The following is a 22,766-nucleotide window of genomic DNA, read 5'->3' on the forward strand; positions in this document are numbered from 1 at the left end:
TACCATCGCGGCATGGCCCGCTGGCAACCGGACGCACGCGGCCGCCTGGAGGCGGCCGCCTTCGAGCTGTTCCGTGAACGCGGCTTCGAACAGACCACGGTCACCGACATCGCCACCCGTGCCGGCCTCGACAAACGCACCTTCTACCGGCTCTTCGGCGACAAACGCGAGGCGCTGTTCGGCGGCAGCGAGCAACTGGAGGACCTGCTCGTCAAGGCGGTGACCGAGGCGGACGCCGCCCCCTTCGAAGCGGTCGTCGCCGCGTTCCGTCAAGTGGCGGAGGAGATCTTCGCCGACCGGCTCGAGCTGGTCCGGGTGCGCCAGACCATCATCGAGAGCAGTCCCGAGCTGCAGGAACGTGAGCTGCGCAAGATGGGCTCGCTGGCGGCCGCGGTCGTTGCCGCGCTGTGCGCCAAGGGCCTTGACCAGACCGCGGCGACCCTGGCGACCGAGTCGGGTGTCACCGTGTTCCGGGTCGCGTACACCCGCTGGGTCGAGCCCGGCAACCGCGACTCGCTCACCGACCTGATCGCCGAGGTCGCCAGCGAACTACAGGCCATCACCTCGCCTGCTCGACGGTAGTTGCCGTGCGGTACGTTGCCGGCATGACGGCTGTCGCTGGACGACGGTGCGCCCGCCGGGCCAGCACACAGTAAACCGTCCAGTATGATCGGTCGCCCGTTGGCCGTCGGCGCGACAGCCGACGGCCCGGCGTACTCAACTGGGTTCCGGAGGTTCTCATGGCCGACCACGACGCAACGCTGTTCGACCGGCTCGACACCTCGGTGCCGCATCCGGCCCGCCGATACAACTACTGGCTCGGTGGGAAGGACAACTTCGCCGTCGATCGGGCCTCGGCGGACCAGATCGCGGCGGCCTGGCCGAGCGCGCCGATCGCGGCGCGAGAAAACCGCCGCTTCCTCGGCCGGGCGACCCGGTTCCTGGCCGCCGAGGCCGGGATCAGGCAGTTCCTCGACATCGGCACCGGCCTGCCCACCGCAGACAACACGCACGAGATCGCCCAGGCGATCGCGCCGGAGTCGCGGGTGGTGTACGTCGACAACGATCCGATGGTGATGGTGCACGCCAGGGCCCTGCTGACCAGCACCACCCAGGGCAGAACGTCCTACATCGAGGCCGATCTGCGCGAGCCCGGCAAGATCCTCAACCATCCCGACCTGCTCGCCACCCTGGACCTGTCCAAGCCGGTCGGGCTGATGCTCGTCGCGGTACTGCACTTCCTGCCGGGTCGAGGGGCGGCCGCGCCGGTCGTCGCCGAGCTTGTCGACGCGCTGCCGCCGGGCAGCTACCTGGTCGTCAGCAACGCGACCAAGGACTTCCTCCCGGCACCGATCGCAGCGGTCTACGACCGGATGCTGGCTGCCGGGCAGACCGACATCTGGCCCCGGGAACGCGCCGAGTTCGCCGCGCTGGTGGAGGGCCTGGACCTCGTACCACCCGGGATCGGGGTGGTGAGTGACTGGCGCGCCGACGAGCAGGACCAGCCACGTCCGGCGGCAGCCGACGTGTCGGTGTACGGTGCGGTCGCCCGAATTCCCTGACCGCCGCACCGGGCAGTGCCGTTGCCGGAGGCGAGTCGCCCGCAGCACGCCGGTAACTGCGGCCTGGGCGGTAGCGTCGTCCGGGTGAACCTGGACGAGACCGCCGCCCGGCTCGGGGTGCCCGTCGCCGACGTCGAGCGGGTGCACCGGCTCGCCGGTGACCGGCCGTCGGCTCCGCTGCCGGCCAGGGCCGACGCGCCCGCGATCCTGGACCGGCTCGCGGTGCGGCCGGACGACGCCGCCGAGATCATGGCCGGCTGGCCGGATCCCGACTCGCCGTTGTGGACTCCGGAGCTGCGCTGGCTGCTCGACCGGACGATCGCCCTGGTCCGGGCCGACCTCGGCGGCTACGGCTGGCTGGCACCCGGCCCGGAGCTGCCCCGCGACCGGGGACCCGCCTGGCGGCACCTCTACGTGTACGCGTACCTGGCCCTGGTCGACGTCGTCCGGGCGTACCACCGCGCCCACGGCATCGCCGACGCCGTGTCCTGGGCGACCCTCGCGGACCTGGGCCGCAACCTCGCCATCGACCGGCGGATGCGTGGCGAGGGCTGGCCGGTGATGCAGGCCTGGCTGACCCTGCACGTGCGCGGCGGCCTCTACGAGCTGGGCCGGCTGCAGCACCACCGCAGCGACACCGCCATCGAACTGCACATCCCCGACGCGGGGCCGCTGACCCCGGAGGCGGTCAGCGCGTCACTCGACGCGGCCCGCGCGTTCTTCCCCCGGCACTTCCCCGACGGGCGGTACGCGGCGTTCGCCTGCGGGTCGTGGCTGCTCGACCCGCAACTGCGGGAGTACCTGCCGGCGGACTCGAACATCGTCCGGTTCCAGCGCCGGTTCGAGCTGGAGCCGTACCAGGAGCAGGACGGGCCGGACGCCGACGTCGAGGTGCTGCGGTTCGTGTTCCGCACCCTGAGCACGCCGCTCGACGCGCTACCACGCCGTACCGTTCTGCAACGCGCCGTCGTCGACCACCTGTCCGCCGGCCGCCACTGGCAGTGGCGCCGCGGTCGCTTCCCGAGCTGACCACGCCTGCTCTGCACCCGGCTCGGTAACCGCGACGGCCGAGGCGGAAACGAGGCGGGTGACGGCCGACCGGCTGTCTGCTGTCGCCGGATCACCAGGAGCTGGAAACGTAGAACATCTAGTTCTACACTCGTGTCCATGGAGCGTATCGGTGTCCGAGAGCTGAATCAGAACACGAGTCAGGTGTTGGCTCGGGTGAGTGGTGGCGAGACTGTCGAGATCACCGACCGCGGACACCCGATTGCCCGACTCGTTCCGGTAGGCGACGACCGGTCGGTGTTGGCGAAGCTGGTAGCGGCGGGGCGAGCCGTCGCCCCCACCGGCGGCGGCTCTGTGCCGCTTCCCCCGAAGCTCGGTGACGAGGATGTGGACGTGGCCGCCTCGCTTGTCGCGATGCGTGACGAGGAGCGCTGGTGATCTATCTCGATTCAGCTGCCGTCGTCAAGCTGGTTCGGCAGGAGGTGTGCAGCGCCGACCTTGTCTCCTGGCTCAACAAGCACGACGATGTGCCGCTGGTCTCCTCCGCTCTCGTCGAGGTGGAAGTGCCCAGAGCGCTGCGCCGAGCAGCTCCGCAAGCGTTGATCGGCGTGCCGGCTGCCGTCGGACGGCTGTTCCGACTCGAGATCGACAGCACGATTCGGGCGACCGCAGCCGCGTTCGCCGAGCCGACGCTCCGCAGCCTCGACGCCATCCACCTGGCCACCGCCCAGGTGCTGACCAACGAGTCCGGCACGGCACTCACTGCCTTCGTAACCTACGACCGGCGGCTGCTCGACCATGCCAAGGAAGCAGGACTACCCGTAGCAAGCCCCGGCCAGAACTGACCCACGAAGACGAGGTACCGCCACCACTGTTACCCAGGGTGTGCCGACTTTGCCTGGCCCGCTTTCGCCGCCGCATGGTGGCGTTGCCAGACGCAGGCGATTCAGCCGAGATCTAGCCGGGCTTGCTTTGCCGCCCTGCCTCACGAGAGCTGGGCCGGCTGGCGGAAGGCGTACTCGTGCCGGTCGAAGTCGATGGTCCAGGCGTACCTGCTCAGGAAGGCGTGCGACAGCAGACCGTCGATCCGTACGCCGCCGAACGACGCCCACGGTGCACGTCTACCCGGTGCGGTGGCTACGAACTGCCGCTGCTGCCGCAGCGGGCCGAGTGAGATCGGTGCGTCGGTGTCGAAGTGCGGGCCGGCGGCGCGGGCACGGGGGACTCCCCAGGAGCGGTACCGCCGGGCTGTCGCGTACAGGCAGGCCTGCCGGGGCGGCGATCCGTCGTCGCCCCGGACGACGTACGCGAGCCCGGAGTCGATGAAGTAGTTGAGATCCTGGCGGTCGCCGAAACCGCCACGGGCGAACATGTAATGGTCACTCCACAGGTGGAACGGAATGCGTGCGGCCTCGGGCCAAGTGCCGAGCAACGCCTGATGCGTGGCTGACCCGTCGGGGTCGCGACGGGGCGACAGGAGCAGCCGTTCGCCGGGGTAGTCGACGGTGGTGAGGAACCGTTGCAGGACGTTGGTGCCGATGACCACTACATCCTGGCCGCCTTTCAACGTGGGCATCGCCTCGACGGGCACGTTGGTCAGCGTGGCGTCGCCGAGGGTCAGCTCGTGGGCGAGGCCGGTGTAGCTGTCGGTGCGGGTGGTGCCGTGGTGCTGCCGGCCGGTGGCGACGAGCCGGATGCCGAGCGCGTCGGCGCGCGGGGTGCCCATGACGATGAAAGGTCCGCCGGTGTCGATGACGGCGTTCACCTGGTGGCCGTCGATGGTCGCGGCCACCGCCGGCAGGTACGGCGCCAACGCGTGGTCGGCGAACGGCAGTGTCGTGGTGCGGCCGAGGCTGCTTGTCAGCGGGTGGTCCACTCGCAGCTGAAGGTCCGGCGGTGTCGGTCGTCGCGGCCGTCGCCGGCGCAGGTACGCCGCCGCTTCGGCTGGTCTGTCCAGATGCAGCAGTGCCTGCGCGACGAGCCCGTCCAACCGCCTGAAGCCCAGCGGCCCTGGTCGCAGCGTCGCGTGGTGTGCCAGCGCCTGTTCGTAGCGTCCGCACACGTAGTCGGTGAGGAACAGCAGGTGCGCGCGTTGCCGAGGGCTCACCTGCGCCGCCAGCCGTTCGACCTCGCTGACGTCTCCCCGGGTCCACGCCCGCCACGCGGCGCGGGCGGACCCACTCGGCAGCAGCCCCTGGTGCCGGCTCACCGCTCCTCCTGCGCTGGCGGCGGTTGGCCGCCGGTGTCGAGGTCGGAAGTTGCGGCGATGATGGTCAGCAGAGGGATGACTGCTCGCGGGGTCAGCTCGTACTCGCCACGGCGGGGCTGGGCGAGCAGGCCGGCCGTCTGTAGGACGCGCAGATGGTGGTAGAGATGTCCGGTCGAACTTTCGCCGAGCACCTCCTGCAGCTGCGTACGGGTGCGTGGCGCGCCGAGCAGTGCGGCGAGCAGGGCCAGGCGTGCCGGGCTGCCGAGGGATTCGAGCGTGCCGGCGGCGGCTGCCCAGTCGGCGGCGGCGAGATCCTGGACGCGATGCTCCATGACCCACTGGTATTCGCGGCGGCCGAACCCGGCTGCCCCCGCATAGGTGATCGAGCCGGTCTCCGTCGGCTCTCCGGAGGCCTCGGCACGCTGCTCACGTAGCCGGTCGAGCAGCCCCAACGCTTCGCTTCCGGCTGCTCGACCGGTGCCTGACCCACCGCTGCCCCGGCCTGCCGCCGTTTCCAACTGCTCGACGCGCCGCTCCAGCGCGGCGATCCGCAGCTCCGTTGAATCCGATGCCACCCGGTCACCCCTGATCGTTGTTCCGGAATTTCGTACTAGCGTACAAAGTTGGCTGCAACGCTGTCAACGACGCCCCCGCGCGGGCGGTAACCCCGACGGCGGAGGCGGAAACAGACCAGGCATGGACGACGATCGGAGACGATTCGCGGAGCTGTTCCGACGGCACTACGGCGCGGTGATGCGGTACGCGGCCCGCCGGGTCGGCCGGGAACGCGCGCCGGACCTCGTCAGCGAGGCGTTCCTCGTCGCCTGGCGACGCCTGCCGGACGTGCCGGACACCGACCCCCTGCCCTGGCTGTACGCCACCACCCGGCACCTGATCGGCAACGAGATCCGGGGCCGGGACCGGCAGGCGAGGCTGACGACCCGGCTGGGCGCGGTCGTCGAGACGGTCACGGCCGACCACGCCGATGCCGTGATCGACCAGGTACGGGTACACCGAGCGTTGGCGCAACTGTCCGAAGCAGACCAGGAGGCGCTGCGGTTGGCCGCCTGGGAAGGACTCGACGCCACCGCCGCCGCCACCGCCATGGGGTGCAGTCGTACCGCGTACAAGGTGCGGTTGTTCCGGGCCCGGCGGCGGCTGGCGGCCGCGTTGGAGCCGGCTCCGACCAGGAGGCCGGCGGACGCCGCGCTCTCCCCGCTGGCAAACGAAGGAGGATCATGATGGAAACCGATCGACTGATCCGCGACGCGGATCCAGTCGCTGACTGGCCGGTGGACGCCGAGTCGCCGCAGGCCACGGCGATGCTGGCCGGCATCCTCGCGCAACCCCGGTCCGACGTCGCGCAACCGTCCGGCACGCCGGCGGTACGGCGACAGCCCGCCGCTGTTCGTCGGGTGCGGCACCGGCGGCTCGCGTTCGGCGGGGTCGCCGCCGCCGCGGTGGCGGTGGCCCTCGCGGCGTCGACGGTCTGGCTTGCCGGCCCCGGCGGGGCCACCCCCGCCTACGCGGTAACCGCCAACCCGGACGGCTCGGTAGGACTGATGGTCGACTGGGACCGGCTCAACGACCCGGCCGGTCTTGCCGCCGACCTGCGCCAGGCCGGCGTACCAACCGAGCTGCGTTACGCCAGAGACGCTCAGCCGGTAGCCGTCTGCCTCGATTCGGCAGGGCAACAACGAGCAGACGCAGCTCTCACCAGCAGGAGCCGCAGCGAAAGGACAGCCCTCGCCGATGGGTATCGCATACGGCCAGAACTGTTCCCCGATGGGAGCGTCATGGTCGTCTCCACATTCTCCGATTCCGCTACGCAAGTGACCTACACGATGCTCTATCTCGCGCCCGCCGATGACACCTCCTGTACATATCTCGGCTCGCGCGTGAGCACCCTGTACAACAAACCCGGGATGCGCCCAGAGGAGTGAGCGAGGGCTGTGCGTCGAAGTGAGGCTGACGCACCTCAAACGAGATTTTGAGGTGCGTCAGCCTCACCTCGATGGCTAGTCTCGGGCGTGCGGGCAACGCCCGTCACGGGCCGAGGAGAGCCAGCGGCACGACCGCGATGTCGTCGCGGCGGCGGAAGGCGCGTTCGCCCGCGTACACGACAACTCCATCGATCAGTTCCTTGCCGATGCGGTCACGGAGCCAGTGCAGATGCTTGGTGCCGGTGTCCTCGACGCGATAGGCCAGCTTGCCTTCGACACCCAGCACCCGGCCGTCCGCGTGTCGAGCGAGCAGGTCCACCTCTGCTCTACCAACGCAGGTCGCTTACTCTGCCGAACGCAGGCGATCTGGTCTGCCAAACGCAGGCTCCGCTACCTTCGAGGAGCACGGGAGCTGACAGCGTCGGGTCCGCCGTCAGCGCAATCGTTGCCGGCGACCGTCGAGCTGGGGAAGAGCGGGAGCTGTCGCCGCTGACAGGCGGTGTCCCGGCTGATCACCAACTCGGCAGTACGGCGGCAACGAGCGATCTGTGTCTGCCCATGAGGTCTCCCCATCGCTCAATCAGCGTCGCTGGACGGCGGTACGGTGACCTCATGCGGGCTGTCCGGATTGGGCTACCCATCGCCGTGCTGTTCGTGGTCGCCAGCGCGGCTGCGGTCGCCGTACCGCTGGTGCGGGCCAGCATGTCGGCAAGCGAGCCGGATGATCGGCCTGCTGCGGCTGTCGAGCAGTTCGTGTGTGCCCAGGTGGCGTCCAGCGTCGATGACTACTGCGATCGTATCGCCGAGGATCTCGGCCGGCGTACGCCGGTGATCGACGACGAGCGGGTAGCGGCGCAGCCGCGCCGGCAGGCGTTGCTGGACGGCCTCGTCCGCGAGTTCGGCGCGGATTGTCCCGGGCCGTTGAAGCACTGTCGGCTCCCGGCCACCACACCGGAGGCGGTCCGGCAGGCGCTGATCGCTGCCGGCTTCAACGACCCGGCGGTACGGCCGGCGGTGCCGCCGGACAGGGAGAACGGTGGTGTCGAGAGTCGGCCGCCTCAGGTTTCATGAGGGTCCCGTAGGTCACCGTCCTCGGCGCTGTCTGCATCGGCACGGAACCGCGCCGCGTCCATCACCGGTGCGTGCCCTGACCCGTCCGTCAACTGCTCGCGGGTCACCACCCGGTGCCGACGGAGCGAAATCATCTCGCCCATGGGGGTGCCGTTACCGGGGACAACGAACGACTCGTCCTCGCCTCGCGCGTCAGCGCTGGTGATGTCTCCGCTGCGCACCAACTCCCGGATCGCCGCAGTCATCGCTGGTACGCCCGGTTCAGGCACGATGAGCTGGTCGACTGCCCAGAAGTAGCTGCCGTTCGCGACCTCCCCTGTTTTCCTCCACCGCGCCAACAGGCGGCCGACTTCATCGACAGTCACGATCGTCAACGACCAGGTGGAGCCGTCGGGAAGGTCGACGAACGTGTCGACGGAGGCCACAGTGTGAACGGTGTCTGTGCCTGGGTCGATCAGGAACCGTGCCACGAACATCGGCTCGGTGACGGTGGTGTACGGATCGCCGGTGCCCATGGACGCCAATCATGGCCTACCGCCGGGGTCGCCAGCGCGTCTCGTGAAGTGCCTGGTCGATGGTTTGCCGAGGCTGTATCGCCTCGTCGTCGTGGTCACAGAGGAGCAGCACGGTGGATGGGACGGCCGCCCCCTCTGGTCTGCCGCCCGCGCCGGACCAGTGCGCAGGTCTCTCAGACAGTCGGATAGCGCGTCCCAGTTCCAGCCGAAGTAGCGGGGGAAGAAACAGGGTGTCCGAAAAGTCGTGAAAGACCTGGAGGTCTATTCACAGGCGATCCTGTAGAAGTGCAGCCCGATGACACAGGAGATCGTTTCCGTGAAGGTCGCGAGCGGTCTGCGGTAGTCGGTGTGCAGGATTCTCCAGGTCTTCAGGTTTGCGATGACCTGTTCGACGACCCAGCGGATCTTGTTGACCTGCCTGTTGTATTCCTTCTGCCACTCTGCGAGCTCGCCGCCCTTGGGCTTCTTGTACGGAGTGATCATGCCGTTGCCGACGTAGCCCTTGTCGCCGATCCAGTCTCCGGGATTCAGGCTGACGAGAACACCGGTGTCGTTGATCGCGTACGAGTCGTGGTGGTTGCCGGTGACGGGATCGGAGACCCAGGCGAGCGCGCCGTCGAGGGTACAGGCGACCTGGACGCTCATGCCCGTGGTCTTGTGCTTGCCGGAGTACAGACAGCGGTCCGTGCGCCATGACCAGCAGGGGAACAGAGTGCCGTCGACGATGTACTGGGCGGTCGGGTCGAGCTCGTCGGCGGTCGGCACGAACCCCGCCAGCACGCGGTCGAGGACCGGGGTGATGGCGGTGACCGCCCGTGAGATCGTCGACTGGGAGACGCCGTGCGCCTCGGCGATCTCCGCTTGGACACGGTTACGACGCATGTAGGTCAACGCGACCACGAGGGCACGGTAGAGGCCGAGGACCGGGGGCCACGGTTCCATGCCCAGGTTCCGGCATTCGGCGCGGACCAGCACGCAGAGGTCGCGAATCTGATCGGTCGTGAAGCCGGTGGTATGATACATGTTCGGCGGTCCGCTTTCTTTGGTTGTTGTGTGGAAACTCCATCCTATGGGAGGGCGGGCCGTCTCATTCATCGGGGGGTCCACTGTGGGTTACTGGACCCTGCTGAATAAGCCTCCTGGTTGGCATCGGTGAGTCTCATACCGTCAAGGCGGGCCACCACGAATTTGCCGGACGCCGGAAGCGCTGCGGCCAACTCCACTAGGGATTCACGCTAGCGGACCACGAGCGAATCGCCGAGGCGGAGCCGCATTCTGCCGCTGTGCAATTCAGCGCACATGGACGTCGATCCCATCCTCGGTGAGCCAGTGCAGGAGCTGCCCGAAATCCGGGTCGCCGGCTGGGGTGGGCGGGCCCAGGCACTCCTGAGCCACAGCCGAATGCCGCCAGACCAGCTTGAACGGCGCTGCGGCTCCCCAGCCACCTCGCGCGCAGTCGTGGAGTGCGTCGGCGTTCGAGCCGAAGTAGCCGCCCGGCCCGTTGATTGCCTCACCGAGAGCGCAGTAGAACCCTTCGACGTCGGTGACGTTCCGCCCGTCGAGTTCGTAGGTGGTGCCGGCTGGCTTGTCAGTGGCGTCGTAGCGGTGGTGGGCAAGCGTCGTCACGGTCCACTGGTGACGGATAGGGCGGTCGTAGTGTACCCAGTGACCGTGTTCGGTCGGCCGGCCGGAGCGCCAAATATCCCAGATCTGGCGTGCCCTGCCGGGCACTGGGTCGGTGATGGGGGTGTCGAGGGTTACGTCGATCAGTCCGTTGCCCAGCGCAGACGGACGGACTGCCGCCACCGACCCATGGACGTAGGCTCCCGGCACGTGGGTCGCGCTGCCGTCGTCTGCCACGCTGGCGATGGAGGCACGGATTCGGCGACGCCACGCCGCCCCACCAGGGTTGCCGATCCCGCGAGCCAGCGCGTCCAGCGCACGCTCCAGCGGTGGCATGGGCTGGCATCCGATGAGCACTGCCGGCCGGGCCGTCGCCAGTGAGGCTGGCCCGCTGTCGTCGAACAGCCCGTCGATGTCGACGCAGGCGGCGATGGTCTTGCCCGGATCGTCTGCGTCGTCGTCGACCAGCAGCCAACGAAGCGGGAGCGTATCGTGCCAGAGCCGCAGCAGTTCACCAGGCTTTCCGCCGCCACGAGACATGGAGTGAGCCCTTCCGTGTAACGTTGCGAACACGTAGCGCATCGCCGCCGAACTTCCTACCGATGGGCTCGACCGCTTCGCCGACGACCCCGTTGCTACGGTGCGGCAGGCGATGGCGAGCAGCCCTCGCCTGCCAGCAGCGCGGATCGCCGGGCTTCTCGACGACCCCAAACCGGTTGATGCCTCCGCAGCCAACCCGGCCCTGACTATCGACCAGCACCACATCCTGGACCGGCTCAACGTGGGCTGATTGGCGCTCGTCGGTGAATCAGTCGGTGTCGCTGGCAGCCAGTACCGCCAGCCGTCGCCGGTCCGGTGAGACCACCGCCAGACCGATATCCCAGGCGATACGGTCGAACCACGCGGTGGAGCCGGCGAACGAATACCACGAGCAGCGATGCGCCAGCGCTTCGACATCACCGGCCGGTGCGTTGGGCGCAGCGCCGACCAGCGCCGCGACCGACCGCCACGCCAGCAGCCTTCCGTACGCTCCGAACTCGCCACGGTTGTACGCGCCGCCGGTCGACGCCGCTGCGAACAACTGCCGCCACGCCTGCGGCGGCGAGCATGTGCCGAGCCCTGTCGTCAGGCCCAGGGTGCACTCCAGGTCGACGCTCACCAGCGCATCGCCGACGGCGTCCGGCGGGAGGTCGTCGTCGAACGCGAACGTCTGTGCCTCGATACGGCCGTTGGATCCCTCGGCCCAGTTGTCGACCGCCGCGCTGAGCGCCGCAGCCTCGCCAGACGTGGTCGTCTCCTGCCACCGGGGAACAGGACCGTGCCCCTGCGCGAGCTCCGCCGCCATGGCCGGCAGGTCATGGCGGCCCCCGCCGTGGTGGTACCTGGCACGGCTGGGGTGCCCTTCGATCGGCGTCAACGACAACGGCAGCCAGCCGAGCGGATGTTGGCGCCAGTGCGGCGAGACAACCCACCGGTGATGCACCTCGGCACCGCGCAACACCAGCTCCTGCAGCAGACAGGCCCGCAGTTCCTCCGACCCGTCCGTGTCGAACACGACGGCCAGGTCTGCGGCAGTATGTGCCGAAGCGAGCAGCGACGCGGCGTACCGGATCTGGCGGCGGTCCTGCACGACGGACATCAACCGGACGGCCTGGTCGATCGCCCCTGGCGTCAGAGTCAGCAGCCGCATGATCCGGTCGAGAACGCTGCTGTACTGCCGCGGTGCTGTCGTATCGTCCCCGCAGCTGCGCCACACCGCGATGCCGAGGTCCGCGACGAAGCTCGCGTCGCCGGCCCGGAGACGCTTCTCGGCGAGCGCCAGGACTGCCGTCACGTCGCCCAACTCGGCGAGGCCGGCCGCGATGCGTTTGAGGTCGTCATCCACGCCGAGCACTCTAGCCAGCGTTCACCCGTTGCACCGGACGGGCGATCGGCGTACGGGCGGCTCGTTGCTACCGTCGGTCGGTGCGCCAGGACTCGCCGAGGTGGGAGCAGATCAACCCCAGTGGGTACGAGTGGGAGCGGGAGGGCCTGCAGGAGCTGGCCTCGTACCTGCCGGATGTCGACCCGTACCACGTCTGGGCCAACATCGAGTTCGTCGCGTCCGACGGCTCGATCAACGAGGTCGACGCGCTGGTGCTCACCCCGAGCGGGCTGTACGTCGTGGAGCTCAAGCACTGGCAGGGTGAGCTGCACGGCGACGGCGGTCAGTGGGTGCACCGGGCGACGAAGACGTCGCGGCTGATCCCGCGGGACAATCCGACGATCCTGGCCAACCGTAAGGCGAAGCGGCTGGCGAGCCTGATCGACCACTACGCCCGCCAGCAGCGCAAACATGCCCGTACGCCGTTCATCGGGGCGGCGGTGTTCCTGCATGCCCGGTCGGTGCGGTCGCAGCTGGATGCGATCGGCCGTCAGCACGTGTACGGCCTGCACGATGCGCCCGAGTCGGGTCTGCCGAGTCTGCGTGAGATGTTGACGGGCGCGCCGCGTAACCCGGCGCATCTGGTCGACGAGGCCCGGGGGCGGGAGATCGTCGCCCTGGTCAAGGGGGCGAAGATCCGCCCGTCGGTGGCGGACCGCAGGGTGGGGCAGCTGCTGCTGCATCCGCGTCCGTTCGCCGAGGGCGTCGGCTGGCAGGATTTCATCGCCGGGCATGTGATGGACACCGCGTTGCTGCGTCGGGTGCGGTTCTATCTGACCAGCCGGGCCCCGGAGGAGGAGATCCCGGCGATCCGGGCGGCGGCCGAGCGGGAGTTCCGGCTGCTGCAGGGCATCCATCACCCGGGGATCGCCCAGGCGCACGACCTGGTCGATCATCCGCTGGGCCCGGCGCTGATCTTCGACCATCAGCAGCAGTGGGTACGCCTGGACCAGTATCTGGTGGAGCGGGGTGACCGGCTGACGTTGGCGCAGCGGCTGCACCTGCTGGGCGACCTGGCGGAGATCGTCGACTACGCGCATTCGCGCCGGCTGGCGCACCGGGCGCTGCATCCGGGGGCGGTGTACGTCTGCGATCCGGAGTCGTCGCGTCCGCAGCTGGTGGTGACGAACTGGCAGACCGGTGGCCGGCTGGCGGACACCCGGTTGACCCGTACCGGTGGTTCGTCGACGGACCCGGGCAGTCTGACGTTGCTGCACGACGACGAGGTGCGGCGTTACCAGGCGCCGGAGGCGGCGATGCCGGGCCGTCCGCCGGGCCACCAGTTGGACGTTTTCGCACTGGGCGCGGTCGGCTACCGGATTTTCGCCGGTCAGCCGCCGGCGGGCAGCGCCGAGGAGCTGGCGACGGCCGTACGCGACAGCGGGGTGAACCTGGCGGCGGCGGTCGACGGGATGCCGGCGGCGTTGGTCGACGCCGTCTACGACGCGACCCGGGGGGATCCGACGCGCCGGTCGGCGAGTGTCGCCGCGTTCCGGTCCCGCCTGGAGCGGGTGTGGGATGAGCTGACCGCACCGGAGCCGGAGCCGGTGGTCGATCCGCTCGTCGCCCGCAAGGGCGACGTGCTCGACATCGGTTACACCGTGCTGAGCCGCCTGGGTGCCGGTTCGACGGCGCTGGCTCTGCTGGTCAGCGAGCCGGCGGTCGACGGCAAGGACGGCCGGCGGCTGGTGTTGAAGGTGGCCCGCGACGAGCAGCACGCCGCCCGGCTGGCGGTGGAGGCGGAGACGCTGGGCAAGCTGCGGGACCGGCGGGTGGCCGCGCTGGTGCGGGGGCCGATCACGGTCGGTGGCCGGACGGCGCTGCTGATGGAGAGCGCGGGGGAGCGGACCCTCGCCGAGGAGCTGCAGGGCGGCCGACTCACCCTGGACCTGCTGGAGCGGTACGGCCGGGACCTGCTGGAGATCGTCCTATACCTCGACGAGGTGGGGATCTGGCACCGGGATCTGAAGCCGGCGAACCTGGCGGCCCGGCCGCTGAATGCCAAGGACCGGCAGCCGCACCTGTGTGTTTTCGACTTTTCGCTGGCCGCGACCCCGGTGGACCAGTTGACCGCCGGCACCGCCGGCTATCTGGATCCGTTCCTCGGCCCGCCGAAGCGGTTGCGTTACGACCGGGCGGCGGAGCGGTTCGCCGCCGCGGTGACGTTGTTCGAGATGGCGACGGGGTCGCTGCCGGAGTGGGGTGGGGCGAATCCGGCGGCGGTCAGCGACGAGGTGACGCTGGATCCGGCGGTGTTCGAGCCGGTGGTCGCGGACCGGCTGGTCGACTTCTTCGGCCGGGCGTTGGCCCGGGAGACCGCCGACCGGTTCGACACGGCCGAGGAGATGCTCGACGCCTGGCGGGACATTTTCCGGAAGGTGCCGGCGGCCGGCAAGGGGCTGGCGTCGCCGGCGGCGGTGTCGGTGGCGAGCCTGGACACCGTGTTGGAGCAGTCGCCGTTGACGGTGCGGGCCCGTTCGGCGGTGCGCCGGCTCGGGTTGGTCACCGTGCGGGACCTGCTCCAGGCCAAACCATCCACGTTGGTCACCGCGAAGGGTGTGCCGGACGCGACCCGCAAGGAGATCCTGGCGTACGCCCGGTCGTTGCGCCCGCTGCTGGCGGCCGACCCGGCCGACGGCGTCGGCGATGTCGACGGTGCGGAAAAGGGCGGCGACGGTCGGCCGGCTGCCGGGGCGGCGACGCGCGGCATGGAGACGCTCTGCGCCGCGCTGCTTCCGGCGGAGACGGGCCGCACGAGCAAGCGCCGGACGACGTTGGCGGTGCTGCTGGGCCAGCAGCCGGCACCGGGCGACGACACGTGGTTGCACTGGCCGACGCAGGGTGAGGTGGCGCGCCGGACCGGCCAGACCCAGCCGCAGATTTCGGTGCTGCTGCGTAAGCAGATCGACGCCTGGCGGGCCGACGACGCCGTGTCGGCGGTTCGGGACGAGATCGTCGCCCTGGTGGAGAGCCGGGGGGCGGTGATGTCGGCCGCCGAGCTGGCGGATGCGCTGATCGCCACGCACGGCTCGTTCACGTCGGAGCCGAAACGCACGGCGCAGGCGATCGGCCTGGTCCGGGCAGCGGTGGAGACGGAGTTGTCCACCGGCGGCGACGCCCGGCTGGCGATCCAGCGGTTCCGGGCCTCGTCGACGGTGCTGGTGGGCCGGGAGCCGGTGGATCCGGCGGCGACGACCACCGCCGCCGACCTGTTGTCGTACGTGGTGGCGCTCGGCAGCCGTGCGGCGGAGTTGGTGCAGGCCGATCCGCTGCCGACCCGGCAGCGGGCGGTGGCGGAGCTGGCCGCGGTCACGCCGCCGCCGACGATGCCGGTGGTGCCGGAGCTGCGGCTGCTGCAGTTGGCGGCCGCCGGCAGCAACGGCCGGGCCGACGTCAACGGGCAGGGCCAGCTCTACCCGGTGGACATGCCGGCCGAGCGGGCGTTGCGGTTGGCTGCCGGCAGCATCGCCGGGCAGCGGCTACGCGAGGACGAGATCATCGGACGGGTACGGGCCCGTTTCCCACGCGCGCAGCAGCTGCCGGGCCGGCCGCAGCTCGACACGCTGGTCTTGAACACCGCCGGGCTTGACTGGGATTCCGAGCAGCGGGTGTACGCGCCGCCGGCGCTGCCGTCGGTGCTCAGCGGCACCCGGGGCGCCACGGTCACCGGCGGGTTCGCCGCGCCGCTGTGGCAGGCCGATGAGGTGGCGGCGAAGCTGGCCGGGGCGATCGACCGGCGGGCGTTCCTGGCGGTGCTGACCCCGTTGCGGGAGCTGGCCGCCGCCCGGCGGGAGCTGCTGGCCCGGCTCGGGCTGACCGAGGTGGACGTGACCGGGATCCTGCTGGATCGGCTGCGGGCGCTCGGCTACCCGTGGCAGGCGCTGGTGGCGGCGGACTCCGGTTCGGCCACTGACGCGAACTTCCGCAGCTTGGTGGATCTGGTCCGGCACGAGGTGGTGCCGGCGATTCGGGTGGCGCTGGCCACGGACGCGCCGGTGCTGTTGACCGAGGCGGCGTCGCTGGCCCGGTACGGCCAGGTGGAGCTGTTGGCGGAGTTGGCGGATCTGACCCGACCCCGGCCGGCGGCGCGGCTGCTGCTGGTGCCGGCCCGCAAACCGGATCCGGCGATGTTGGACGGTTACCAGTTGCCGTTGACGTCACCGGCGAGTCAGTCGCTGTGGATTTCGGGGCAATGGCTGAACGCCAGATCTGGTAGGACTATCCACCATGCCCATCCGACGGCTGCTTCTGGAGAACTACCGAGGGTTCCGTAACCGGCAGGAGATCGAGCTGGCACCGATCACCGTGGTGCTCGGCAAGAACAACTCCGGCAAGAGTGCCCTGACCCGTGCGCCGCTGGTGATCGCCACCGGCTTCGACACCACCTCACCGTCCCCACTGGACCTGGAACGCCTCGGCCCGGACGCGGTCGACGACCTGCGTGAGCTCTACTTCGATCAGCTCGATGTGCGACCGCTGACGTTGGGCGTGACCGTCGACGGTCCGCTGCCGTTCACACTGCGGGTGGATCTGGAGTATTCAGCCAGACTACGGAACGCGGTAGTGGCGGCGCTTCGGGTCGACACAGATGACAGCGCCGACCCGGTCGGCACCGTTGAGTTGGTGTCGAGCCGATTCACCGCCCCGATGCCGGATACCTCGGACATCGACGGCGTCGAGCTGTCGACGCTTCCTGAGCCTTCGGTCGACGGGCTCGACGAGTACGACATCCGCATCAGTGGCGGGCCGACCCGGACGAGGCAGGTGCGTTTCGCGGGCCTGCTGCCTGCCGCCGGGCAACTGCCGGACCTGGACGACCTGTTCCGCCAGGTGCGCCCAGGTCTGATCCGATACCTGGGGCCGTACCGGGAGCGGGTGGCCCGTCAGCATCGGATGCCGATCGGCACGCCTGCCGTGCTCGGCACGAAGGGCGAAGGGCTGGCCGGCCTGCTGGCCGACAGCCAGCGGAAGTCGGACGGACGGCTGCTGGCACAGATCAATGCGCACTTTCGCGAGATCGTGCCGGGGTGGCGGCTGGAGGAGGTCCCTGCCGGCCCGCTCTGGTCGACGGTGCTGGTCAGGGACGGCTCCAGGGCAAGGATCAACCTCGCCGACGCCGGTAGCGGGCTGGCCCAGGTGCTGCCGATCCTGGCGCAGTGTGCGATGGACGAACTGGCGGGGATCACCACAGCGCCGCCGTTGCAGATTATCGAGGAGCCGGAGGCGCACCTGCACCCACGTGTCCACGCTGACCTGGCCGACCTCTACCTGAGGACCGCGCAGCGGACCGGGACCCGGTTTCTGATCGAGACACACAGCGAAACGCTGCTGCTGCGGCTGCGTCGCCGGATCGCCGAGGTCGACAACGACTACGGCCCGGAGACGGTTGCCATCTACGTCGTGGAGCAGCACGACGGCGTCTCGTCGGCACGTCGCATCCCGCTGGACAGTCTCGGCAACCTCGACGACAGCTGGCCGCCGGGCTACTTCTCCCAGGACTACCACGAGGTCCGAGCCCTCGCGGCTGCCCAGTCGGAACGGAACGCCCGTGCTTCTTGACATCGACGAGACGATTCTGGACGGCGCGGACCACCGGCCGGTGATCACGCTGCTCTGCATGGTGGCGGAGAAGCGCCACGACTGGCATCCGACGTTGTCGCAGGCAGCGAGGATGATCGACCTTGTCGAGCGGCTGGCCCGAGCGGGTGTCCGGATGCCGGTGCTCAGCCAGTGGGCAGAGGAGGCGACGGAGGAGGCCGCGTACCCCAGCCCACCGGACGCTCGGCGGACGGTGCGTGTCGGCCTGGCTGACCTGGAGCATCTGGTCGCTGACCTGGACAAGCCGGCGGTGCTGGTGCTGGAGAATCAGCTCGCCGATGGCAGCTTCGTGCAGGACATGGCGGCGGCCCTGGACGACAAGCGGATCGTCGAGGCGCTGCGTCGGATGTGGCTTCGGCTGCACAACGGCGGCGGTAAGGGCCAGATGGCCGAACTCGCCGCCGATGAGGGAAAGAAGTTCGCGATCGTGTCGCCAAGGGTGGCGATCCTGTTCGACGGCGACCGCGACGGCCCTGGCCAGCCGAGCGACAACGAGCCCAGGAAGGCGCAGGCGCACGCGGCCGGCATCCAGAACGTGCACATCCTCGCCTACCGGGCGGCGGAGAACTACGTCCCGCTCGTGGTGTGGGAGTCGCTCTACCCCCGGCATCGGCGCAGGATCAGCCAGCTGCGGGCGATGCCGGCGAATCAGCGTGGCTACCTGAAGAAGGACTCCTACCCCGGTAACGGGCTGCCCAGGCAGCTCACCGTGGCGGGCCGGAAGCTGACCGAGGCGGACTTCGACGAGCTCGGCCCGGACGTCGTCGCCGAACTGCGGCAGATCCTCACGATGATCCACACGATCCTGTAGGACACTAGCGGTATGTCCAGCAGCCGGGGAGACGTCCAGGTCGAACCTATTGCGATGATGCTGGTCGACATGCTGGAGGAGATCGCCGCAGGCCGGATCCGGGTGCCCAGGTTTCAGCGGCCGTTCGTGTGGCGACCCGAGCAGATGCTGGACCTGTTCGACAGCATCGAGCGAGGATGGCCGATCGGCGGCATCACCGTGTGGGAGACCACCGACGAGGTGCCCTCGCTCGACCACCTCGGCGAGGTGCCGGTGCGGATGCCGCCGGCAGGCACTCCGGTGTCGTACGTGCTCGACGGGCATCAACGGCTCTCCACCCTGTTCGGGGTGCTGCGTAGGCAGGGCCGGCCGCCGCGCGGCGACGATCAGCGGGAGTGGAAGTGGCGGATCTATCGCGATCTGGAGCCGCAGGAGGACAACGAACGCTACCGGCATCATCGGGCGTTCGGCTCCCCGCCGCCCCTTCCTCCTGATTCGTACCTCCCGATGCGCTCCGTCAACAGCACCGTCGACTTTCTCCGCTTCCTGCGGAACCTGGAGGCGCGGGTCAACGACGCCACCCGGATGGAGAGGCTGGTCAACGAAGCCGACTGGGTGGCGCAGCGGGTTCGTGCGTACAAGATTCCGTTGGTGCGGGTCCGCGACAGCGACCTGGGGTCGGCCATCGAGGTGTTCGCCCGGATCAACAACCGTGGAGTACGCCTGGAGACACACGAGATCGCCTCCCGGCTGACCGGCCCGGTCCAGAAATCCACAATGGGCGAACAGGTCGACAGCATCGTCGAGTCCGTCGCGAGCACGGGCTTCGGTGAGCTGCCGAGGATGGCGGTGTTCCGGTCGATGCTAGCGATCGCCGGCGAGCCGGACGTCATGAAGCCGCACTGGGAACAGGTGGCGCAGCGGATCCGGACCAGCCAGGTCGACGTGCTGGCGGCCGGGCAGAAGGCGGTGCACAAGGCGGTGGAGCTGCTGCGGGCGGCGGGGCTGCCGCTGGCGGCCCTGTTGCCGTACTCGCATCAGTTGGTGTTGTTGACCTACTTCTTCCACTGTCGGCCGGACCCGACCGGCAACCAGCGGTTGGAGCTGGAGCGCTGGTTCTGGGTGACGTCGTGGGCGGGGTCGTTCGCGGGTGCCAACTCGACCCGGATCCGGGAGGGCCTGGCGGAGATGAAGGCGTTCGCCTCCGGCGCGACCCCGACCCTGAAGCTGGACGTCGGCGCGGTGCAGCCGATGCCGGAGCCGTTCAACCTGAACAGTGCCCGGACGCTGGCGTACGTGGCGTGGGAGGCGCACGAGTTCCCGACCCGGCGGGACGCGCTCGGCCAGGAGTTCGAGGTGGTGAAACGGCTGGCCGGCGGGGTGCCGCAGGCGTACCGGCAGATCGTGCCAGGTCATTCGACGGCGGCCAACCGGATCATCCTGCCGACCGGCCCGGGGGACAACCCGCTGGGGGTGTTCAAGGAGCTACGCAAGGGCCAGCTGGAGCGCACGATCAGCCCGGAGCACGTGACGAGGCTGCTGGCCAGTCACTGCATCAACGAGCGGGCTTTCCTCAAGCTGCTGGCTGGCGACCACGAGGGGTTCCTGGAGCTGCGGGGCGAGGTGTTGCAGGAGCGGCTGCGGGCGTTCGCGAAAGGGCTGGGCGTCATGCTCGGGCCGGACATGACCGGCGTGGCCGACAACGACACCGAGCACGACGAGTGACCCCGCAGCCGAACTTTCGACTGGGGCATCTCTCGGTGGAAATTGATGAACATCTTGGGTGGTTGTTGCGATACTCCGGGTTGACGTTCCTTCGAGAGGGGCGGGCCTGGGATGGCGGATCTGTCGTTCGTGTGGCTGGAGATCACCGGTAGGTGCCAGTTGGAGTGCCGGCATTGTTACGCCGCCAGCGGTCCGTCCGGCGGGCACGGTTCAATGACTGCAGTGGACTGGCGGCGGGTGATCGACCAGGCGGTGGAGCTGGGCGTCGAGATGGTGCAGTTCATCGGTGGGGAACCGACTCTGCATCCAGATCTTCCGGATCTACTCAGGCATGCCCTGGCCGCCGGCTTGGAGGTGGAGGTGTTCTCCAACCTCGTGTATGTCACGCCGGCCATGTGGGAGCTGTTCGCCCAGCAGGGGGTGCGGTTGGCCTGCTCGTACTACTCCGATCCGGCCGGGCAGCACGCTGCGGTCACCGGTCGGGCCGGCTCGCACGCTCGTACTCGGGCCAACATCGGCGAGGCGGTGCGCCGGTCGATTCCACTGCGGGTAGGTGTGGTCGACCTGGGCGGTGGCCAGCGCGTGGAGGCTGCGGTTGCCGAGTTGCGCGGTCTGGGTGCGACAGAGGTGGGTGTGGACTGGCTCCGGCAGGTGGGCCGTGGGGTAGGCGGCGATGCCTTGGGTGTAGAGCAGTTGTGCGGCAACTGTGCGTCGGGTGTGTTGGCGGTCGGCGCTGACGGTGCGGTCTGGCCGTGCGTGTTCTCGCGCTGGCTGCCGGTCGGCAACGTCCGTGAGGCGAATCTCGCCTCGATCCTGACCAACCAGGGTACGGCGCAGGTGCGGGCCGAGCTGAGGTCGGCCTTCGGGAAGCGGCCGAAGCCGTGCGGGCCGCAGTGCGCGCCGCAGTGCGCACCAGCGCGGTGCCAGCCGACCTGTTCACCGTCGTGTAGTCCGTCGTGCAACCCCTGTGCGCCGTCGAAGCGGTGCTGGCCGTACTACCGCTGACCGATCGGACCTAACCCTTCCAGGCGGCCGCGTCTCCGGCAGGTCACTGACTCTCCGGATATCCGTGGTGGGCTCGCGGTGACCGAGGTGGCTGGGTGATGCTGACAGTGTGAAGCACACACGGTGGCTACCGAATGAGGACCATTGGCCAGAGGACGACGCTGAGGACCACCGGCGGCGGCTGGCGTCGATGCTGCGTCGGGCCGCTGCCGCCCTGCGGGTTGAGCTGGTGGGTGAGTTCCGGTACGGATGGCGTAACCGATCGACCGGTGCACGGGTGGACGACGACGGCCACGACGGGTGGCTGCGGCTGGTCGGGGAACCTGTCAACGGAGAAGTCGGGGTGTTCTGGGACGGCAACGCCACCGCCTCGCAGCAGTTGGGCGGGCTGCGGCTGCCCCGGGTGTGGCGCAGTTGGGAGCACGCGGAGAGCGATCTACGGTTCCGCGCCGACCTGATGAGTCACGTCGACGAGCCGACGTGCAGCCGGACTGCGGCGCTGACTGCGGTGCCGGCGCTGAGCGAGATGTGGTGGATGCGTCTTGGCGGCACCTCTCCTTCCTGACTGAGGTCGAGACGGATCGGGTCGCGGTGGATAATGAGCGGCTCGCGTCCCGGATCCAGATCTGGGGTGAGGCCTTGCCGGTCGATGTACATCAGTGGGTGCCCGCGCACGCGGACCTGCACTGGGCGCAGCTGACCAGTCCGGGCTGCTGGGTGCTGGACTGGGAAGGCTGGGGGTTGGCTCCGGCCGGGTTCGACGCGGCCAGCCTGTACCTGCACAGCCTGGCCGCACCACCTGTCGCGCGGCTGGTGCGCGCCCGGTATCTCGCTGAGCTGGACAGCCGTGACGGCATGCTCAGCCAGCTGTACATCGCCGGGCGAATGCTCGACCGAGGTGACCTCGACGGCCATCCGGCTGAGAGCGCCGTCTATGCGCACGTTGGCACAGTGCTGCGGGCGCTGGGCGCTGAGCCCGGCTCCTACCGGCATCTGCTGCGCTTGGTCAACGATCGGCGAGCAGGTGGTGCAGGAACCGGCCCGGGTCGGCCAGGAACGCTCGGGTGAGGGCGACCGGTTCGGCCTGGTCGTAGTCAACCGGGGCGATGGTGCCGGCGGCGTCGATTTGCAGGATCGTCGCGCCAGGGCTGGCCAGCAGGATCGGCGAGTGGGTGGCGATGATGAACTGACTACCCTGGTCGACCAGGTCGGCGATGCGCAGCAGCAGGGCCAGGCAGCCGTGTACCGACAGCGCTGCCTCCGGTTCGTCGAGCAGGTAGAGCCCTTGCGGGCCGAAGCGATGATTGACCAGGTCGAGAAACGACTCCCCGTGCGAGCGCTCATGTGGGGAGACTCCGCCGTAGGCACCGAGCAGAGGTGGGGAGTTGGGGTCGGCGTCGAGGCGCTCGATCTGGGTGGCAACGTTGTAGTACGACTCGGCGCGCAGAAAGAACCCGGTGCGGGGCTTGCGGCCGGGGGCACGTTGCAGCACCAGGTGCTCGCCGAGCGGGGATTCGGTGGCGCGGGTGGTGAACCGGAAGGACGTGCCGCCGCCCTCAGGGTTAAACCCGGCGGCGACCGCGATTGCCTCGACCAGGGTGGATTTGCCGGTGCCGTTGTCACCGGCGAGCAGAGTCACCGGCGTGGGGAAATTGACGCCCTGATCAGCCAGCCTGGCCACAGCAGGGATGGTGTACGGCCATCGAGCCTGATCGGCCGGGGTCAGCGGCCGGGTCGGCAGGTAGGCGCGACGCACGAACATTTGTGATCACCTCCTGCCCGTAGGATCGCAG

The 22,766-nt window shown here is 69.4% G+C and carries 24 protein-coding genes and 1 pseudogene; 16 read left to right on the forward strand and 9 right to left on the reverse strand.

Annotated features, from left to right (window positions below):
- Positions 1 to 12: 12 nt before the first annotated feature.
- The 5 genes from O7610_RS25200 (at position 13) to O7610_RS25220 (ending at position 3,415) form a co-directional block, all read left to right on the forward strand.
- Positions 13 to 582, forward strand: a complete 570-nt coding sequence (locus O7610_RS25200; RefSeq protein WP_289212023.1) for a TetR family transcriptional regulator — start codon at positions 13 to 15, stop codon at positions 580 to 582.
- A 158-nt stretch (positions 583 to 740) separates the two neighbouring features.
- Positions 741 to 1,562: an SAM-dependent methyltransferase gene (locus tag O7610_RS25205; protein ID WP_281552873.1), complete on the forward strand. Its 822-nt coding sequence runs from the start codon at positions 741 to 743 to the stop codon at positions 1,560 to 1,562.
- Between the two features lie 84 nt (positions 1,563 to 1,646).
- Positions 1,647 to 2,591 (forward strand): acyltransferase domain-containing protein, encoded by a 945-nt coding sequence (locus O7610_RS25210; RefSeq protein WP_281552874.1) that lies wholly within the window; start codon positions 1,647 to 1,649, stop codon positions 2,589 to 2,591.
- A 138-nt stretch (positions 2,592 to 2,729) separates the two neighbouring features.
- Positions 2,730 to 3,008, forward strand: a complete 279-nt coding sequence (locus tag O7610_RS25215; protein WP_281552875.1) for a type II toxin-antitoxin system Phd/YefM family antitoxin — start codon at positions 2,730 to 2,732, stop codon at positions 3,006 to 3,008.
- Complete coding sequence (locus tag O7610_RS25220; protein ID WP_281552877.1) at positions 3,005 to 3,415, forward strand: type II toxin-antitoxin system VapC family toxin; 411 nt, start codon at positions 3,005 to 3,007, stop codon at positions 3,413 to 3,415. The genes O7610_RS25215 and O7610_RS25220 overlap by 4 nt, the downstream gene beginning before the upstream one ends.
- Positions 3,416 to 3,555: 140 nt before the next feature.
- On the opposite strand, the gene O7610_RS25225 is transcribed toward O7610_RS25220, so the two are convergent.
- Together O7610_RS25225 and O7610_RS25230 are read right to left on the reverse strand one after the other, a co-directional pair.
- Positions 3,556 to 4,779, reverse strand: coding sequence for a retropepsin-like aspartic protease (locus O7610_RS25225; protein WP_289208230.1), 1,224 nt, complete (start codon positions 4,777 to 4,779; stop codon positions 3,556 to 3,558).
- Entirely contained in the window at positions 4,776 to 5,354 is a 579-nt protein-coding gene (locus O7610_RS25230; protein ID WP_281552879.1) for a helix-turn-helix domain-containing protein, read from the reverse strand. The genes O7610_RS25225 and O7610_RS25230 overlap by 4 nt, the downstream gene beginning before the upstream one ends.
- 121 nt (positions 5,355 to 5,475) lie before the next feature.
- Here O7610_RS25230 and O7610_RS25235 point away from each other — a divergent pair, with 121 nt between their 5' ends.
- Together O7610_RS25235 and O7610_RS25240 are read left to right on the forward strand one after the other, a co-directional pair.
- Positions 5,476 to 6,021, forward strand: coding sequence for an RNA polymerase sigma factor (locus O7610_RS25235; RefSeq protein ID WP_289212024.1), 546 nt, complete (start codon positions 5,476 to 5,478; stop codon positions 6,019 to 6,021).
- Positions 6,022 to 6,071: 50 nt separating this feature from the next.
- On the forward strand, positions 6,072 to 6,722 hold the full coding sequence (locus O7610_RS25240) for a hypothetical protein (RefSeq protein WP_289212025.1): 651 nt from the start codon (positions 6,072 to 6,074) through the stop codon (positions 6,720 to 6,722).
- A 103-nt stretch (positions 6,723 to 6,825) separates the two neighbouring features.
- On the opposite strand, the gene O7610_RS25245 is transcribed toward O7610_RS25240, so the two are convergent.
- Complete coding sequence (locus O7610_RS25245) at positions 6,826 to 7,041, reverse strand: DUF4143 domain-containing protein (protein WP_289212026.1); 216 nt, start codon at positions 7,039 to 7,041, stop codon at positions 6,826 to 6,828.
- Positions 7,042 to 7,334: 293 nt separating this feature from the next.
- Here O7610_RS25245 and O7610_RS25250 point away from each other — a divergent pair, with 293 nt between their 5' ends.
- The gene (locus O7610_RS25250; protein WP_289212027.1) at positions 7,335 to 7,793 is read left to right on the forward strand and encodes a hypothetical protein; all 459 of its coding nucleotides are present in this window, start codon (positions 7,335 to 7,337) and stop codon (positions 7,791 to 7,793) included.
- Here O7610_RS25250 and O7610_RS25255 read toward each other — a convergent pair.
- The 4 genes and pseudogenes from O7610_RS25255 to O7610_RS25270 form a co-directional block, all read right to left on the reverse strand.
- Positions 7,781 to 8,263: a hypothetical protein gene (locus tag O7610_RS25255; protein ID WP_289212028.1), complete on the reverse strand. Its 483-nt coding sequence runs from the start codon at positions 8,261 to 8,263 to the stop codon at positions 7,781 to 7,783. The two genes, O7610_RS25250 and O7610_RS25255, sit on opposite strands and share 13 nt — an antisense overlap.
- A 54-nt stretch (positions 8,264 to 8,317) precedes the next feature.
- Positions 8,318 to 8,503: pseudogene (locus O7610_RS25260) on the reverse strand (hypothetical protein); the annotation flags it as partial.
- A gap of 66 nt (positions 8,504 to 8,569) precedes the next feature.
- Positions 8,570 to 9,403, reverse strand: coding sequence for a transposase family protein (locus tag O7610_RS25265; protein WP_289212029.1), 834 nt, complete (start codon positions 9,401 to 9,403; stop codon positions 8,570 to 8,572).
- Between the two features lie 195 nt (positions 9,404 to 9,598).
- Positions 9,599 to 10,513: a barstar family protein gene (locus tag O7610_RS25270; RefSeq protein ID WP_289212030.1), complete on the reverse strand. Its 915-nt coding sequence runs from the start codon at positions 10,511 to 10,513 to the stop codon at positions 9,599 to 9,601.
- Between the two features lie 70 nt (positions 10,514 to 10,583).
- On the opposite strand from O7610_RS25270, the gene O7610_RS25275 reads away from it, so the two are divergent.
- A complete protein-coding gene (locus tag O7610_RS25275; protein ID WP_289212031.1) occupies positions 10,584 to 10,721 on the forward strand; it encodes a hypothetical protein in 138 nt (45 codons plus the stop codon).
- An 18-nt stretch (positions 10,722 to 10,739) separates the two neighbouring features.
- Here the strand turns inward: O7610_RS25275 and O7610_RS25280 are convergent, their stop codons facing one another.
- A complete protein-coding gene (locus tag O7610_RS25280) occupies positions 10,740 to 11,816 on the reverse strand; it encodes a DUF6183 family protein (RefSeq protein WP_289212032.1) in 1,077 nt (358 codons plus the stop codon).
- Positions 11,817 to 11,896: 80 nt separating this feature from the next.
- Between O7610_RS25280 and pglW the strand changes: the two genes are divergently transcribed.
- The 7 genes from pglW to O7610_RS25315 all read left to right on the forward strand — a co-directional run bounded on the left by pglW (position 11,897) and on the right by O7610_RS25315 (position 22,041).
- Entirely contained in the window at positions 11,897 to 16,129 is a 4,233-nt protein-coding gene (gene pglW / locus O7610_RS25285; protein WP_289212033.1) for a BREX system serine/threonine kinase PglW, read from the forward strand.
- Positions 16,083 to 17,414, forward strand: a complete 1,332-nt coding sequence (locus O7610_RS25290) for an AAA family ATPase (protein WP_289212034.1) — start codon at positions 16,083 to 16,085, stop codon at positions 17,412 to 17,414. Before pglW ends, O7610_RS25290 begins: the two co-directional genes overlap by 47 nt.
- Positions 17,404 to 18,264: a hypothetical protein gene (locus tag O7610_RS25295; RefSeq protein ID WP_289212035.1), complete on the forward strand. Its 861-nt coding sequence runs from the start codon at positions 17,404 to 17,406 to the stop codon at positions 18,262 to 18,264. Before O7610_RS25290 ends, O7610_RS25295 begins: the two co-directional genes overlap by 11 nt.
- A 12-nt stretch (positions 18,265 to 18,276) precedes the next feature.
- Positions 18,277 to 19,968, forward strand: coding sequence for a DUF262 domain-containing protein (locus O7610_RS25300; RefSeq protein WP_289212036.1), 1,692 nt, complete (start codon positions 18,277 to 18,279; stop codon positions 19,966 to 19,968).
- Between the two features lie 111 nt (positions 19,969 to 20,079).
- Complete coding sequence (locus O7610_RS25305) at positions 20,080 to 20,973, forward strand: radical SAM/SPASM domain-containing protein (RefSeq protein WP_289212037.1); 894 nt, start codon at positions 20,080 to 20,082, stop codon at positions 20,971 to 20,973.
- A gap of 109 nt (positions 20,974 to 21,082) precedes the next feature.
- On the forward strand, positions 21,083 to 21,538 hold the full coding sequence (locus O7610_RS25310) for a hypothetical protein (RefSeq protein ID WP_289212038.1): 456 nt from the start codon (positions 21,083 to 21,085) through the stop codon (positions 21,536 to 21,538).
- 98 nt (positions 21,539 to 21,636) lie between these two features.
- Positions 21,637 to 22,041, forward strand: coding sequence for a hypothetical protein (locus O7610_RS25315; protein WP_289212039.1), 405 nt, complete (start codon positions 21,637 to 21,639; stop codon positions 22,039 to 22,041).
- Here O7610_RS25315 and O7610_RS25320 read toward each other — a convergent pair.
- Positions 21,980 to 22,735: an AAA family ATPase gene (locus tag O7610_RS25320; protein ID WP_289212040.1), complete on the reverse strand. Its 756-nt coding sequence runs from the start codon at positions 22,733 to 22,735 to the stop codon at positions 21,980 to 21,982. The two genes, O7610_RS25315 and O7610_RS25320, sit on opposite strands and share 62 nt — an antisense overlap.
- Positions 22,736 to 22,766 lie beyond the last annotated feature (31 nt).

It is taken from the genome of Solwaraspora sp. WMMA2065, assembly GCF_030345075.1.
GTDB lineage: Bacteria > Actinomycetota > Actinomycetes > Mycobacteriales > Micromonosporaceae > Micromonospora_E.

Coding starts and splice junctions, on each gene's coding strand:
- O7610_RS25200 (WP_289212023.1), top strand. CDS start 13: ATGGCCCGCTGGCAACCGGACGCACGCGGCCGCCTGGAGGCGGCCGCC.
- O7610_RS25205 (WP_281552873.1), top strand. CDS start 741: ATGGCCGACCACGACGCAACGCTGTTCGACCGGCTCGACACCTCGGTG.
- O7610_RS25215 (WP_281552875.1), top strand. CDS start 2,730: ATGGAGCGTATCGGTGTCCGAGAGCTGAATCAGAACACGAGTCAGGTG.
- O7610_RS25235 (WP_289212024.1), top strand. CDS start 5,476: ATGGACGACGATCGGAGACGATTCGCGGAGCTGTTCCGACGGCACTAC.
- O7610_RS25250 (WP_289212027.1), top strand. CDS start 7,335: ATGCGGGCTGTCCGGATTGGGCTACCCATCGCCGTGCTGTTCGTGGTC.
- O7610_RS25265 (WP_289212029.1), bottom strand. CDS start 9,403: ATGAATGAGACGGCCCGCCCTCCCATAGGATGGAGTTTCCACACAACA.
- O7610_RS25270 (WP_289212030.1), bottom strand. CDS start 10,513: ATGCGCTACGTGTTCGCAACGTTACACGGAAGGGCTCACTCCATGTCT.
- O7610_RS25275 (WP_289212031.1), top strand. CDS start 10,584: ATGGCGAGCAGCCCTCGCCTGCCAGCAGCGCGGATCGCCGGGCTTCTC.
- O7610_RS25290 (WP_289212034.1), top strand. CDS start 16,083: ATGCCCATCCGACGGCTGCTTCTGGAGAACTACCGAGGGTTCCGTAAC.
- O7610_RS25300 (WP_289212036.1), top strand. CDS start 18,277: ATGTCCAGCAGCCGGGGAGACGTCCAGGTCGAACCTATTGCGATGATG.
- O7610_RS25305 (WP_289212037.1), top strand. CDS start 20,080: ATGGCGGATCTGTCGTTCGTGTGGCTGGAGATCACCGGTAGGTGCCAG.
- O7610_RS25320 (WP_289212040.1), bottom strand. CDS start 22,735: ATGTTCGTGCGTCGCGCCTACCTGCCGACCCGGCCGCTGACCCCGGCC.